The sequence below is a fragment of the Bradyrhizobium sp. 155 genome, from assembly GCF_023101105.1.
In the GTDB taxonomy this organism is placed as follows: Bacteria; Pseudomonadota; Alphaproteobacteria; order Rhizobiales; family Xanthobacteraceae; genus Bradyrhizobium; species Bradyrhizobium canariense_D.
This window is the reverse complement of sequence record NZ_CP064704.1, coordinates 3,377,628-3,390,829: the sequence shown is the minus strand read 5'-3', so window position 1 is coordinate 3,390,829 and position 13,202 is coordinate 3,377,628. Positions and strand designations below refer to the sequence as shown.

14 protein-coding genes are annotated in these 13,202 nt (G+C 66.7%); 8 read left to right on the top strand and 6 right to left on the bottom strand.

Translation table 11 applies throughout. The features are described 5' to 3' along the window. Window positions 1–59: 59 nt before the first annotated feature. A complete protein-coding gene (locus tag IVA93_RS16560) occupies window positions 60–950 on the top strand; it encodes a LysR family transcriptional regulator (protein WP_085351411.1) in 891 nt (296 codons plus the stop codon). Here the strand turns inward: IVA93_RS16560 and IVA93_RS16555 are convergent. Next, on the bottom strand, window positions 937–1,152 hold the full coding sequence (locus IVA93_RS16555; protein ID WP_247338487.1) for a hypothetical protein: 216 nt from the start codon (window positions 1,150–1,152) through the stop codon (window positions 937–939). The genes IVA93_RS16560 and IVA93_RS16555 overlap by 14 nt on opposite strands. A 46-nt stretch (window positions 1,153–1,198) precedes the next feature. Here IVA93_RS16555 and ruvX point away from each other — a divergent pair, with 46 nt between their 5' ends. Together ruvX and IVA93_RS16545 are read left to right on the top strand one after the other, a co-directional pair. Next, on the top strand, window positions 1,199–1,690 hold the full coding sequence (ruvX, locus tag IVA93_RS16550; protein WP_007603328.1) for a Holliday junction resolvase RuvX: 492 nt from the start codon (window positions 1,199–1,201) through the stop codon (window positions 1,688–1,690). Between the two features lie 3 nt (window positions 1,691–1,693). Then, entirely contained in the window at window positions 1,694–2,617 is a 924-nt protein-coding gene (locus tag IVA93_RS16545; protein WP_247338486.1) for an AEC family transporter, read from the top strand. Here the strand turns inward: IVA93_RS16545 and IVA93_RS16540 are convergent. Genes IVA93_RS16540 through IVA93_RS16530 form a run of 3 tightly spaced genes read right to left on the bottom strand, consistent with a single transcriptional unit; the run spans window position 2,614 to window position 5,836 of the window. Next, complete coding sequence (locus IVA93_RS16540) at window positions 2,614–3,378, bottom strand: CPBP family intramembrane glutamic endopeptidase (RefSeq protein WP_018458318.1); 765 nt, start codon at window positions 3,376–3,378, stop codon at window positions 2,614–2,616. The genes IVA93_RS16545 and IVA93_RS16540 overlap by 4 nt on opposite strands. 23 nt (window positions 3,379–3,401) lie before the next feature. Then, complete coding sequence (locus tag IVA93_RS16535) at window positions 3,402–5,045, bottom strand: acyl-CoA dehydrogenase family protein (protein ID WP_247362550.1); 1,644 nt, start codon at window positions 5,043–5,045, stop codon at window positions 3,402–3,404. A gap of 20 nt (window positions 5,046–5,065) precedes the next feature. Continuing rightward, window positions 5,066–5,836: a M15 family metallopeptidase gene (locus tag IVA93_RS16530; RefSeq protein ID WP_247338484.1), complete on the bottom strand. Its 771-nt coding sequence runs from the start codon at window positions 5,834–5,836 to the stop codon at window positions 5,066–5,068. 226 nt (window positions 5,837–6,062) lie between these two features. Here IVA93_RS16530 and IVA93_RS16525 point away from each other — a divergent pair, with 226 nt between their 5' ends. The 4 genes from IVA93_RS16525 (at window position 6,063) to IVA93_RS16510 (ending at window position 10,299) form a co-directional block, all read left to right on the top strand. Further along, window positions 6,063–7,010, top strand: coding sequence for an aspartate carbamoyltransferase catalytic subunit (locus tag IVA93_RS16525; RefSeq protein WP_007603315.1), 948 nt, complete (start codon window positions 6,063–6,065; stop codon window positions 7,008–7,010). Further along, window positions 7,010–8,317, top strand: coding sequence for a dihydroorotase (locus IVA93_RS16520; protein ID WP_198959261.1), 1,308 nt, complete (start codon window positions 7,010–7,012; stop codon window positions 8,315–8,317). The genes IVA93_RS16525 and IVA93_RS16520 overlap by 1 nt, the downstream gene beginning before the upstream one ends. A 32-nt stretch (window positions 8,318–8,349) precedes the next feature. After that, a complete protein-coding gene (gene plsY / locus IVA93_RS16515; RefSeq protein ID WP_247338482.1) occupies window positions 8,350–8,946 on the top strand; it encodes a glycerol-3-phosphate 1-O-acyltransferase PlsY in 597 nt (198 codons plus the stop codon). A 144-nt stretch (window positions 8,947–9,090) separates the two neighbouring features. After that, the gene (locus IVA93_RS16510) at window positions 9,091–10,299 is read left to right on the top strand and encodes a patatin-like phospholipase family protein (protein WP_247338481.1); all 1,209 of its coding nucleotides are present in this window, start codon (window positions 9,091–9,093) and stop codon (window positions 10,297–10,299) included. Here the strand turns inward: IVA93_RS16510 and IVA93_RS16505 are convergent. Further along, complete coding sequence (locus tag IVA93_RS16505; protein WP_247338480.1) at window positions 10,291–11,535, bottom strand: amidase; 1,245 nt, start codon at window positions 11,533–11,535, stop codon at window positions 10,291–10,293. The two genes, IVA93_RS16510 and IVA93_RS16505, sit on opposite strands and share 9 nt — an antisense overlap. Window positions 11,536–11,626: 91 nt before the next feature. Between IVA93_RS16505 and dprA the strand changes: the two genes are divergently transcribed. Then, complete coding sequence (dprA, locus tag IVA93_RS16500) at window positions 11,627–12,769, top strand: DNA-processing protein DprA (protein ID WP_204511389.1); 1,143 nt, start codon at window positions 11,627–11,629, stop codon at window positions 12,767–12,769. Here dprA and IVA93_RS16495 read toward each other — a convergent pair. Beyond that, the gene (locus IVA93_RS16495; RefSeq protein WP_018458326.1) at window positions 12,766–13,176 is read right to left on the bottom strand and encodes a winged helix-turn-helix transcriptional regulator; all 411 of its coding nucleotides are present in this window, start codon (window positions 13,174–13,176) and stop codon (window positions 12,766–12,768) included. The two genes, dprA and IVA93_RS16495, sit on opposite strands and share 4 nt — an antisense overlap. Window positions 13,177–13,202: the final 26 nt, after the last annotated feature.

The window sequence follows — 13,202 nt, the reverse complement described above, 5'->3', positions numbered from 1 at the left end:
TACCATTCTCCAAAATTGATTTCTTACGAACGCTGCCATCTCAAAAGAGAAACGATATTATGGAACTCAGCGACCTCCAGACCTTCGCTGCCGTCGCCCGGACCGGGGGGATCACCCGCGCGGCGGAAGAGCTCAACACGGTGCAGTCGAACGTCACCCAGCGCGTGAAGGCACTGGAAGCCGAGATCGGCACGCCGCTGTTCGAACGGCACAGCCGCGGCATGACCTTGACCGGTGCGGGCAAGCGCCTTTTGCCCTACGCGCAACGGATGTCCGCATTAGCGCGCGAGGCCGTGCTCGCCGCCTGCGACGACGGCGAGCCCAAGGGACCGCTCGCGATCGGCTCGATGGAAACGACCGCAGCGGTGCGGCTGCCGCCGCTGTTGGCCGATTTTCATCGCCGCTTTCCCGCCGTCCGGCTGAGCCTGCGCACCGCACCCACCGCCGACCTCGTCGCCTGCGTGCTCGAAGGCACCCTCGACGGCGCCTTCGTCGCAGGTCCGATCGTGCATGCCGATCTCACCGCGACAAGCGCGTTCCGCGAAGAGCTGGTGCTGGTCAGTGCGCGGCGCTGGGCCACGCTCGCCGAGCTGCGCGCCGGCACGCCGGAGTCGGGCCCGACCGCACTGACGTTCCGCACCGGCTGCACCTACCGGCAGCGGCTGGAACAGATCTTTGTCGAGCTCGGCTGGCCGTCAGCCGCACGCTTCGAACTCGGCACGCTCGACGGCATGATCGGCTGTGTCGCCGCCGACATGGGCGTGACACTGCTGCCGCGCGCCGTGGTCGAACGCAGTGCGATCAACGGCAGCGTCTCGATCCACGCGCTGAGCCATTCGCACGCGCAGGTCGAGACGCTCTTCATCCAGCGTCGTGCCGGACATCAAACCAGTGCACTGAACGGATTTGCCGCCTGCCTGAAGCAAGACGACGACGTCATCGCGGCCTGAGATGCCAGCGCCGCAGCGCCACGACGGCCCAGATCGCCTCGACCACGCCAAACGGCCAGGCTCCTTGCAGGAAGCCGTAAGCCGAACCGAGCACGCAGGCCATTGCGAACGTCAGCACGAACCAGTGGCTGCGGTCTTCCAGGGCGTAAGCGACCAGCATCGCTGTCACGGCGAACAAGCCGAATAATGTCAGCGCATCCATGTTCCGGGTTCACTCCGTAGCGCGACGCGTGATATGCGCTAACACCATGCCGGCTCTTATCCTGCCTCTCGTCGATGCTGCAACCCACTGGCCCGAACGCGGCGGGTTGGTCGGCCTTGATCTCGGCACCAAGACAATTGGCGTTGCCGTCTCCAATCCAGACCGCCGGTTAGCTACCGGCGTCGAAACGATCCAGCGCAAGGCGTTCAAGCAGGATGCCGCCCGGCTGCTCGCGATCGCCAGTGAACGCAAGGCCGTCGGCTTCGTGCTCGGCCTGCCCATCAACATGGACGGCAGCGAGGGCCCGCGCGCGCAATCGACCCGGGCGTTTGCCCGCAACCTCGCCGGTCTGACCGCGCTGCCCATCGGCCTCTGGGACGAGCGCCTGTCGACCGCCGCGGTCGAGCGCGAGCTGATCGGCATGGATGTCAGCCGCGCCAAGCGCGCCGAAGTGATCGACGAGCACGCCGCGATCTTCATCCTGCAAGGCGCGCTCGACCGCCTCGCCAATCTGCGCGCAGCCCCGGGGCCTGACTGATCCATGGCCGTCGTGATCGCGGCGCTCCTCCCCGTCTTTATTCTGATCGTGCTCGGCGTGGTGCTGAAGCGCACCCTGATGCGGCTCGATACGCAATGGAACGGGCTGGAGCGGCTGACCTATTTCGTGCTGTTTCCGATGCTGCTGATCCAGACGCTGGTGAAGGCCGACCTGTCCAAGGTCCCGGTCGCAGGCGTCGGCGGCGCGCTGCTGCTCTCGGCGCTCGCGATGTCGCTGCTCTGCCTCGCGCTCCGCCCGGCCCTGTCGCGGCTCGATATCGACGGCCCCGCCTTCACCTCGATCTTCCAGGGCGCGATCCGCTGGCAGACCTATGTGGCGCTGTCCGTCTCCGCCAATATGTTCGGCGAGGTCGGGCTGGCGCTCGCCTCCGTCGCGATGGTGGCGATCATTCCGCTGGTCAACGTCCTCAGCGTCGCGGTGCTCGCCCACTACGCAGCGCCGAAGAAGCAATCCGCGCGCACCGTTGTCATGACGGTTGTCCGCAATCCCCTGATCTGGGCCTGCGTGATCGGGCTCGTCGTCAACGTCATCCACCTGCCGCTGCCGAAGATCTGGCATGAGGTGGCAGACGCACTCGGCCGCTCCTCGCTCGCCATCGGCCTGCTCGTCACCGGCGCCGGACTGCATCTTGAAGGCCTGCTCCGCCCCAGCACGGGTGCCGCTATCGGCGTGGTGTTCAAGCTGGTGCTGATGCCGATGGTCGCGCTGGGGCTCGCCGTCTGGTTCGGACTGTCCGGCGACAGCCTTGCGATCGTCGCGATCTGCGCCGCGGTGCCGACCTCGACCAGCGCCTACGTGCTGGCCCGCCAGATGGGCGGCGATGCACCGCTGCTGGCGCAGATCATCACGCTGCAGACGATTTTGGCGGCGATCACCATGCCCATCGCGATCGCGCTGGTGGCCTAACTCCCCAGCCACATCGTCAGCACCACTGCCGTCAGATTGTTAAGCGCGTGCAGCACGATCGTGAGCCAGAGCGAGCTGCTGCGGTAGCGCATGTAGCCGAACCACAGGCCGATGGAGAAGACCTCGGCGAGGAAGTACAGGTCGTATTGTAGATGCACGACCGTCCACACCAGCGACGACAGGATGATGGCGCCGGGCACGCGCAGGAAGCTCGCCGACCAGCCGCGAAACAGAAAGCCGCGGGCGAGGACCTCTTCGGACATCGGAGCGGCCACGCTGAAGGCGAACAGCAGCATCAGCGCCGCGCCCTTGTCGCGACCGGATTTCAACAGGTCGGTCATGAAGCCCGGCGTCGCCTCGCGGCCCAGACTCCGCGACATCGTCTCCCAGGCGACCACGATCAGGATCAGCCCGACGGCGCCGAACAGGAGTTGCTTCCAGGACGGCCAATAGAACGCGAGATAGTCGACGAAGGAGGCCTTCTTGATGCGGATGGCCAGCCACACGGCGGCCAGCGTCGCCGGCAGGCCCATCGTGACCGAAAACGCGAGCGACGCCGGCTCGCGACCGATGTGCTGCATCGATGCGAGGTCGATTGGGTCACGGGCGACCCAGACCAGATAGACGATGGCCCCGATCTGCCCGACGAACATGGCTGCGAAGATGGCGATGCCCCACAGCGCCGTGCCCCAGAACTTCCAGACTCGCGGCGGCGCCGGCGTCTCGGTGAGCGGCGGCAGATCGGGATTGAGGGAGTCCATCAGGAGGCTTTCGTTTGGCAGGCTCACGGCAGCGCCCGCTCCAGCAGCGTGCGCACGTCGCCGCTCTCGAGCTCGACCGCGCCGTACATGCTGGCGTGGTTCGTGGCGAGGCGCGTGGCAGCGAACAGTTCTGCTTGACGCGGTGACACGCCGTTGAGCGCGGCGGCGGCCGCAAGCAGCGCCAGCTTCTCGACCGCAAGGCGCGCTACGCGCTCGCCGTCCGGGCGGCCGAAGGTCTTGCCGATGAATCCCGCAGTCTCGCCTGCCCCTGGCAGACCTTTGGTCTCGGCAGCAAGCGCTTGCAGGACCGATACCGCTGCCTCCGGCTCGCGCGAGAGCGCGCGCAGCACGTCGAGACACATGACGTTGCCCGAGCCCTCCCAGATCGCGTTGACCGGCGACTCCCGGTAGTGCCGCGCCAGAATGCCGTCCTCGACATAGCCGTTGCCGCCGAGGCATTCCATAGCTTCGTAGAGAAACGGCGGCGCGCTCTTGCAGGTCCAGTATTTGATCGCAGGCGTCAGCAGCCGCATGTAGGCGGCCTCCGCCGGATCGAGCGGCGTCCGATCGAAGGCGCGGCAGAGCCGCATCACCACAGCCGTGCTCGCCTCCACATGCAGCGCCATGTCCGAGAGTACCGCCTGCATCAGCGGCTGATCGGCGAGATGTTTCTGGAACACGCTGCGGTGCCGGGTGTGATGCAGCGCGTGGGCGAGCCCCGAGCGCATCAGGCCGACCGAGGCGATCGCGCAATCCTGCCGCGTCATTTGCACCATCTGGATGATGGTACGGATGCCCTTGCCCTCATCGCCGACGGCTTCCGCATAGGCACCGACGAACTCAACCTCGGATGACGCGTTGGAGCGGTTGCCGAGCTTGTCCTTCAGCCGCTGGAACTGGATCGCGTTCACCGAACCATCCGGCGCGAAGCGCGGCATGAAGAAACAGGTCAGTCCCTGGTCCGCCTGAGCCAGCACCAGGAAGGCATCGCACATCGGCGCCGACATGAACCATTTGTGGCCGGTGATACGGTAGGCGCCTCCCTCGCGCACCGCGCGCGTCATGTTGGCGCGCACGTCGGTACCGCCCTGCTTCTCGGTCATGCCCATGCCGAGCGTCATACCGCGCTTCTCCCACCACGGCGCGAAGCTGGGATCGTAGCTTTTCGTCGACAGCACCGGCATGACCTTGGCGCGCAGATCAGGCTGCATCGCCAGCGCCGCAACGGAGGCGCGCGTCATCGTGATCGGGCAGAGATGGCCGGTCTCGACCTGCGAGGCCATGTAGAATTTTGCCGCGCGGATGACCTCTGCGGCATCGCCCGCGGGTCTTCCATCCGCAGTCCAAGTCGAATTGTGCACGCCGGCACGGGCGCTGTGAGCCATCAGCTCGTGATAGGCCGGATGAAACTCGACCTGGTCGCGCCGATTGCCCTTGGCATCGAAGGTGCGCAGCTTCGGCGTGTTCTCGTTCGCGACGCGCCCCCGATCGGCCATCGCAGCCGAGCCCCAATGCTTGCCGAACTCCGAGAGCTCCGGTTCCGCCGCCGCAGCGCCATTGGCCCTGACCGCCGCGACCAGCGGCTGATCCACGGCGAAGAGATCGGCGTCCTCGAACGGCGGCGACTGGTTGAAGACCTCGTGGGTCGCGAAGCTGGGCTGGGTCATCTCGTGTCCTCGGCGCGGAATCAGTTCCGCCGCGGCTGGATCGGGAAATCATACGGCGCACCGCCCGCTCCCGGCAGCGAAAAGTGCCACCACTCCTTTGCATAGTTCACAAAGCCTTGCCTTGCCATCGCAGCCACCAGCCGCTTGCGCCAGGCGCGCTGATCCGGACTGATCGTTGGTGCGGCGGTATGCCCTTTCACGTCGGTGCAGTCATAGCCGGTGCCCATGTCGACGCTGCCCTCCGGCAATCGCGCCTCGACCGGTGCCGTGCAGTCCGCGTAGGTCTTTGACGGGTCGTATTTGCCTGAATTGTCGGCGTTGAGATCGACCAGCGTGAGATCGAGCGCTGCGCCCGTCGAATGCTGCGAGCGGCTTGCGATGTAGCCGAGGCGGAACAGCTCGGTCTTGGGAATTTTGGGATTGTAGCGCCGCTCGGCGGCCGTCTCGTGGCCGTTCTGCGACCACCTGACCATGTCGAGCGAGGCCCGCGCCGGCCGGTAGCAGTCGAACATTTTCAGTGAGAGATTTTGCGCCGCCAGTTCCTGCTGGACCGCCTTCAGCCGCAGCCCAACCTCCCGCTTCACCACGCACTCGCCGGCCCCGTAGCCGGCGAGCGGACGGCCGACGAAATTGTTCGAGGTGGCGTAGCGGATGTCCTGGATGATGCTGGGCTCGATGTCGTGCAAATAGACGAAACCGCCGGGAAGCGATTGGGCGTGGGCCCCGGAAACAAAAGCCGCGACCAAGAGCGCTGTTAGAGTTGTTTTCAGCGGAAATCTCCCCTTCGTCATGGCCGGGCTTGTCCCGGCCATCCACGCCTTTTCTGCGACAGCACCTTAAGAACGTGGATGCCCGGGACGTCTAGCGCGAAGACGCGCTTCGCGCTTCGGCCCGGGCATGACGGAGAAGACGGGGACAGCTCACGCCAGCGATAAGACCGACAGATCGGGGGATAACTCCCCGCCCGGGCTTTGGCCCTTGCCCCCCCGGCCATCCCCGCCTATAGCTCTCGCTTTAATGACATCGAAATCGACCTTCGTCCTCGGCCACCGGCATTTGCTGGGCATCGAGGGCCTTTCCGCGGCCGACATCACCGGCCTCCTCGACCTGTCCGAAGAATATGTCGAGCTCAACCGCCAGGTTGACAAGAAGCGCACCGTCCTGCGTGGACGGACGCAGGTGAACCTCTTCTTCGAGGCTTCCACCCGGACCCAATCGTCGTTCGAGCTCGCCGGCAAACGGCTGGGCGCCGACGTCATGAACATGTCGGTGTCCTCCTCGTCCATCAAAAAGGGCGAGACGCTGGTCGACACCGCCATGACGCTCAACGCCATGCACCCGGATATCCTGGTGGTGCGCCATCACGCCTCCGGCGCGGTGGAACTGCTGGCCCGCAAGGTCGACGGTTCCGTGATCAATGCCGGCGACGGCGCGCATGAGCATCCGACACAAGCCCTGCTCGACGCGCTGACCATCCGCCGCAACAAGGGCCGGCTTGAGGGCCTAGTCGTCGCGATCTGCGGTGACGTGCTGCATTCGCGCGTGGCCCGCTCCAACATCATCCTGCTCAACGCGATGGGCGCCCGCGTCCGCGTCGTCGGCCCCTCCACACTGCTGCCGCCCGGCATCGAGCGGATGGGCGTCGAGGTCGCGCGCGACATGCGCGAGGGGCTCAACGGCGCCGACATCGTCATGATGTTGCGGCTCCAGCGCGAGCGCATGAACGGCTCCTTCGTGCCGTCGACCTCCGAGTATTTCCATTATTTCGGGCTGGACCAGAAGAAGCTCGCCTACGCCAAGCCAGACGCCCTTGTCATGCATCCCGGCCCCATGAACCGCGGCGTCGAAATCGACACCGCGGTCGCGGACGGCGCGCAGTCCCTGATCCGCGAACAGGTGGAGATGGGCGTGGCCGTGCGCATGGCGGTGCTGGAAGCGCTCGCCCGCAACCTGCCGAACGCGTGATGCTCATGTTGACCGACCGCCGACCCATCCTGCTTGCCAATGCCCGCCTCGTCGACCCCAGCAGGGATTTCGATGGCCCCGGCGATGTCCTGATTGCCGACGGCATCATCCGGGAGACCCGCCGCGGCATTGGCGCTGCCGGCGTCCCCGAGGGCACCGACGTCGTCAACTGCGCCGGCAAGATCGTCGCCCCCGGCCTGATCGACATGCGCGCCTTCGTCGGCGAGCCCGGCTTCAGCCATCGCGAGACCTTTGCGTCCGCGAGCCAGGCGGCTGCGACCGGCGGCATCACCACCATCATCTGCCAGCCCGATACCTTGCCGGTGATCGACAACTCGGCGACCGTCGACTTCGTGATGCGTCGCGCCCGTGACACCGCGATCGTCAACATCCAGCCGATGGCGGCGCTGACCAAGGGAATGCACGGCGAGGAGATGACCGAGTTCGGCCTCCTCAAGGCAGCAGGCGCGATCGCCTTCAGCGACTGCGACAAGAGCGTGAGCAATGCGCAGGTGATGCGCCGCGCCTTGACCTACGCGCGCGATTTCGACGCGTTGATCGTGCACTACACCGAGGATCGCGATCTCGTCGGCGAAGGCGTGATGAACGAGGGCGAGTTCGCCTCGCGGCTCGGCCTGATGGGCATCCCGAACGCGGCGGAAGCCGTGATGCTGGAGCGCGACATGCGCCTGGTCGCGCTCACCGGCGGCCGCTATCACGCGGCGTCGCTAACCTGCATCGAGTCGCTCGACGTGCTCAAGCGCGCCCGCGACGCCGGCCTTGCCGTGACGGCCTCAGCCTCGATCAACCACCTTGCGCTGAACGAGAACGACATCGGCCCTTACCGTTCGTTCCTGAAGCTGTCGCCGCCGCTGCGCACCGAGGACGACCGCCGCGCGCTGGTCGCCGCCGTCGCCTCCGGCCTCGTCGACGTCATCATGTCCGACCACAACCCGCAGGACGTCGAGGTCAAGCGCCTGCCTTTCGCAGAAGCAGCCCCCGGCGCCATCGGGCTGGAGACCATGCTCCCGGCGGGCCTGCGCCTCGTGCACAATGACGAATTGGACCTCAAGACGCTGATCCGGGCGATGTCGACCCGGCCGGCCGAGATTTTGGGATTGCCTGGCGGAACCCTGCGCACGGGCAGCCCCGCCGACGTCATCGTGATCGACCCCGATGTGCCCTGGGTGGTCGATCCCGCCGACCTCAAATCGCCCTGCAAGAACACGCCGTTCGACGAGGCCCGCTTTACAGGCCGCGTGGTGCGCACCATTGTCGGCGGACGGACAGTGTACGAGCATGTCTGACGTGCGGAGCTGCAGCCAGGGAATTTGCAGACATGGCGCTTGAACTGTTTCTGCCGGTCGCTTTCGTCATCGGCTACCTGCTCGGCTCGATTCCGTTCGGGCTGATCCTGACCAGGCTCGGCGGCACGCAGGATCTGCGGTCGATCGGCTCCGGCAGCATCGGCGCCACGAACGTGCTGCGCACGGGGCGCAAGGGCCTTGCCGCCGCGACCCTGCTGTTCGACGCGCTCAAGGGCACCGTGGCCGTGGTGATCGCCGGCTACATCGCCGGTCCCAACGCCGCGATGCTGGCCGGGCTCGGCGCCTTCCTCGGCCATCTCTTCCCGGTCTGGCTCAAGTTCCGCGGCGGCAAGGGTGTCGCCGTCTATATCGGCATTCTGCTCGGGCTGTTCTGGCCGGCCGCGCTGGTGTTCTGCCTGCTATGGCTCGCGACCGCCTTCACCACCCGCTATTCCTCGCTCTCTGCGCTGGTGGCGTCCTTCATCACGCCGCTGTTCCTGTGGTGGTTTGGCCATCTCGCACTAGCAGCGATGGCCGCGGTGCTGACGCTGCTGCTGTTCTACGCCCATCGCGAGAACATCAAGCGGCTGCAATCGGGCAAGGAAAGCCGGATCGGCGAGAAGACATAAGCCGGGAATCCACGGATACCGCGGCACCCCTTCTGCATTATATCTCAAATGGTGTTCGCAACTTGCAGCCGAATCACGGCTGTATGGACGAACGGGTTCCTGGCTTGGCCCTGACGTGGGCATGGCTCTACGCGGTTGCTCAGAATGAGCGAGAAGATTGTCAGCGCGCAAGACGATGGCGATTTGCGAGGTGCTGCCTGCACCGCGGCAAGCCGGCTACTCTCGACGACGGACATCTGGTCTGGTGCGCCCTCGCCGCTTGTCGCTCCAGCGCCTGCTTCCGTCCCACCTCCACCGCGCGAGCCCGATCCGATCGTGGAAGCGGGGAAACCAGCCGAAATCCTAACTGCAGCGCCCGTCACGCACGATCGGACCCCGCGGCAATGGCCGCCGCGAAAATTGTCGCTGGCGCTTCAGGGCGGCGGCACCTTCGCTGCTTTCACCTGGGGCGTGCTGGAGCGGCTGCTGGAAGAGCCATCGATCGCGATCGACACCATCAGCGGCGCCAGTGCCGGCGCCATCAACGCGCTGTTGCTCGCGTCCGGTTTCGCCGAGGGCGGCCGTGAAGGCGCCCGCGCGCGGCTGAACCGGTTCTGGATCCGGCTGATGCACGAAGCCTCGTTCCGATCGCTGATGCTGATCGGCGGCTTCTCGCCGGCGGGAAGCTCGGTCGCGTTCGGCCCGACGCTGCGCTCCGGCCAGTTCGATCCGTTCGATCTCGATCCGCTGCGGCAGGCGCTGTCGCGCGACATCAATTTTTCCGCCTTGCGCGACCCGCGCTGCCCGAAGCTTCTGATCGCGGCGACCCGGATCCGCGACGGGCAGCAGCAGATCTTCCGCAACGACGTGATCACCGCCGACGTCGCGCTGGCCTCGACCTGTCCACCGCTGGTTCATTGCGCGGTCGAGATCGACGGCGAGGCTTATTGGGATGGAGGCCTCGGCGGCAATCCGCCCCTGCTGCGGCTCGTGCAGGACACGACGAGCGCCGAAATCCTGCTCGTCCAGGCCACGCCGGCGCGCGACAGCTACGTGCCGATCACGCTCGCCGCGATCGACCGCAGGCTGGATCAGATCGCGGCCAACGCCGCCCTCAATGCCGAGATCGCGGCGATCGAATGGGCGCAATCGCAGGCCGCATCGTCGTTGCGGCTCTCCAGGATCGCCGCGGAAGATTTCGTGGACGGCCTGGCGCAGCGCTCATCGACCGATCTCGGCCGCGGCTTCATTCGCGCGCTGCACCGGAGCGGCCGCGAGGCTGCCGGGCGCTGGCTCAAGCAAGGTCCAGATCACAGCGCAGCGCCGGCCGCATCCGGCCAGCGCATCGTCGCTCTCGAACCTGCGCTAGCCTGATTTCGCCAGCGCCTGCTCCAGGAACCACGCCGTCGCCAGCGCATGCGCGTCGTTGCCGAAGCGCGCGATCACCTGCACGCCGATCGGCAGGCCATTGGCCTTGAGCACCGGCACGTTGACGCAAGGGTTGCCCATCAGCGTCCAGAGCCTGTTGTAGCGGGGGTCGCCGGTGCTCGCGAGCTCCTTGGCCGGCGCCGTGCCCGGCGCCGAATAGGTCAGCAGCGCGTCGAACCCCTCGAACAATTCGCCAATCTCGCGGCGGCCGTGGCGGCTGATCCGGCGTGCGTCGTCGTAGTCCTTGGGTGTGAGACCGACCGTCGCATCGAGACTGGCGCGCAGCATCGGCGCGATCTCGTCGTGGCGTTCGGAAAATTCCCAGGCGAGCGCGCGATGCGCCTCGAAGTCCTGAATCACAGGGTGGATGCGCCAGGCCTCCTGCACCGCCTGCGGCAGATCGATGGTCTGCACGCTGGCGCCAGCCCGCGTCGCCGCCTTGATCGCGGCCTGCAGCCCCTCCTCGGCGGCCGGCTCCACGGCGCCGGCAAACTCCTGCCTGATAACGCCGATGCGCGGCGCCTTCGCCGGGACGATGCCGGCGAATTCGGTGCGGCCGGTCATTGCCAGCAGTCCGCGCGCGAGATCTTCCGCGCGGGCGCCGAACAGACCGACGGTGTCGAGCGCCCACGAATAGCATTTGACGCCGACCGTCGGCAGCATGCGGAACGAAGGCTTGATCGCGGCGGTGCCGCAATAGGCGGCGGGCCGGATCACCGAGCCGCCGGTCTGGGTACCCAGCGCCAGCGGAATCATGCCGGCACCGACGGCCGCGGCCGAGCCCGAGGACGAGCCGCCCGGCGTATGCCCGAGGTTATGCGGATTGAGCGTCGGGGTCGGATCGCGCGAGGCGAATGCCGTGGTCGTGGTCTTGCCGATGATGGTGGCGCCCGCCCGCTTCAGCATCATCACCACAGGCGCGTCCGCGCGCGGCTGCCAGCCGCGATAGATCGATGATCCCATCTCGGTCGGGAAATCGGCGGTGTCGATGATGTCCTTGATCCCGACCGCGATACCGCGCAACGGGCCAGAAGCTTGCGCCTTCGCGGAGCTGTCGTGACGGACGAAGGCATGGACGTCCTTCTCCCGCGCCTCGATGGCTGCATGCGATTGCGCGATGGCGGCCTCGGGCGAAAGCTCGCCCGCTTCGATGCGGCGCTGGAGGTCGGCGAGTGAGATCATGGGCAATACCCTTCTTATTGGGATCGCTTTTAGCATCGGGGCAAGGTCGCGCAAGCGTACGTCACTGTTGCCCACGCCCTCAGGTTGTTCCATGCTGTCCCTGCAAGGAGCCGCCGTGGACGCCATCAATCCAAGTGTAGAGCTGACCGAAGCCGACAGGATCGACCGCCTGCGGCTGATCCGGTCCGACAATGTCGGGCCGCGCACGTTCCGGTCGCTGGTCGAGCATTTCGGCTCGGCGCGCGCGGCGCTGGAGCGGCTGCCGGATCTCGCACGCCGCGGCGGCGCGCAACGATCGGCGCGCATCTGCAGCGCCGACGAGGCGAAAGCCGAGCTCGCCGCGAGCCGCAAGTTCGGAATTGCCTGGCTCGCGCCCGGTGAGGACGGTTATCCGGCGCGGCTGGCAACGCTCGACGATGCGCCGCCGCTGCTCGCCGTACGCGGCGACAATGCAACGCTGACGCGACCGATGATCGCGATCGTCGGCTCGCGCAACGCATCCGGCGCAGGCTTGAAATTCGCCGGTCAGCTCGCCCGCGAGCTTGGCGAAGCCGGCTTTGTCGTCATCTCCGGCCTTGCCCGCGGGGTCGACCAGGCCGCGCACCGCGCCAGCCTCGAGAGCGGCACCATAGCCGTGCTCGCCGGCGGACATGACTGCATCTATCCGCCGGAGCACGGCGATCTGCTGGCCTCGATCCTCGACCGCAAGGGTGCCGCGATCTCCGAGATGCCGCTCGGCCACGAGCCGCGCGCCCGCGACTTTCCCCGCCGCAACCGGCTGATCTCGGGCGCCGCGCTCGGCGTGGTCGTGGTGGAGGCGGCGCACCGCTCGGGCTCGCTGATCACCGCGCGCATGGCCGCCGAACAGGGTCGCGAAGTGTTCGCCGTGCCGGGCTCGCCGCTCGACCCGCGCGCCGCCGGCACCAACGATCTGATCAAGCAGGGCGCGACGCTCGTCACCGAAGCGGCCGACGTCGTCAACGCGGTCGCACCGATCATGGAGCGGCCGCTGATGCGTACCGCGCGCGAGCCCGACAGCGAGCCGTTCGAGAGCGATCCTCAAGGGCACGACCGCGACCAGATCACCGGCCTGCTCGGCCCTGCCCCTGTCACGATTGACGATCTCGTGCGGATGTCCGGCGCCTCGCCGGCCATCGTGCGTACCGTGCTCTTGGAACTCGAGCTCGCCGGCCGGCTCGAACGCCACGGCGGTGGCTTGGTCTCGCTGCTTTAAGGAGTGGTCCGCTCGTCGAAGCGCGTACGCGCCGCGGCGATCTGCTGCTGATGCGTGATCGCCCATTCGCCGAGTGCCTTTACCGGCTGCTGCAGTCCCCGGCCGAGATCGGTCAGCTCGTAATCCACCCGCGGCGGAATGGTCGGGAAGATCGTGCGTGTGACCAGGCCGTCACGCTCGAGCCCGCGCAGCGTCAAGGTCAGCATCCGCTGCGAAATGCCATTGATCATGCGCTTGAGCTCGTTAAAGCGCTTGGGCCCGTCACTTAGCATCATGATGACGAACACGCTCCATTTGTCGCCGACGCGCGCGAGGATCGAGGCGACGCCGCGGCAGTCCGCATGGTTGGGATCCGGCCTTGGTGAGGCGGGCAAATCGATGTGCGCAGGTTTCAGGGATGTGCCCATGGCTCAAAAAGGTGCGTTCTTGCGGG

Excerpts from the sequence above, each read along its gene's own strand:
- IVA93_RS16525 (WP_007603315.1), top strand. The coding sequence starts at position 6,063 with ATGACATCGAAATCGACCTTCGTCCTCGGCCACCGGCATTTGCTGGGC.
- IVA93_RS16545 (WP_247338486.1), top strand. The coding sequence starts at position 1,694 with ATGGCCGTCGTGATCGCGGCGCTCCTCCCCGTCTTTATTCTGATCGTG.
- ruvX (WP_007603328.1), top strand. The coding sequence starts at position 1,199 with ATGCCGGCTCTTATCCTGCCTCTCGTCGATGCTGCAACCCACTGGCCC.
- IVA93_RS16535 (WP_247362550.1), bottom strand. The coding sequence starts at position 5,045 with ATGACCCAGCCCAGCTTCGCGACCCACGAGGTCTTCAACCAGTCGCCG.
- IVA93_RS16530 (WP_247338484.1), bottom strand. The coding sequence starts at position 5,836 with ATGACGAAGGGGAGATTTCCGCTGAAAACAACTCTAACAGCGCTCTTG.
- IVA93_RS16560 (WP_085351411.1), top strand. The coding sequence starts at position 60 with ATGGAACTCAGCGACCTCCAGACCTTCGCTGCCGTCGCCCGGACCGGG.
- IVA93_RS16540 (WP_018458318.1), bottom strand. The coding sequence starts at position 3,378 with ATGGACTCCCTCAATCCCGATCTGCCGCCGCTCACCGAGACGCCGGCG.
- plsY (WP_247338482.1), top strand. The coding sequence starts at position 8,350 with ATGGCGCTTGAACTGTTTCTGCCGGTCGCTTTCGTCATCGGCTACCTG.
- dprA (WP_204511389.1), top strand. The coding sequence starts at position 11,627 with ATGCTGTCCCTGCAAGGAGCCGCCGTGGACGCCATCAATCCAAGTGTA.
- IVA93_RS16555 (WP_247338487.1), bottom strand. The coding sequence starts at position 1,152 with ATGGATGCGCTGACATTATTCGGCTTGTTCGCCGTGACAGCGATGCTG.
- IVA93_RS16520 (WP_198959261.1), top strand. The coding sequence starts at position 7,010 with ATGCTCATGTTGACCGACCGCCGACCCATCCTGCTTGCCAATGCCCGC.
- IVA93_RS16505 (WP_247338480.1), bottom strand. The coding sequence starts at position 11,535 with ATGATCTCACTCGCCGACCTCCAGCGCCGCATCGAAGCGGGCGAGCTT.
- IVA93_RS16495 (WP_018458326.1), bottom strand. The coding sequence starts at position 13,176 with ATGGGCACATCCCTGAAACCTGCGCACATCGATTTGCCCGCCTCACCA.
- IVA93_RS16510 (WP_247338481.1), top strand. The coding sequence starts at position 9,091 with ATGAGCGAGAAGATTGTCAGCGCGCAAGACGATGGCGATTTGCGAGGT.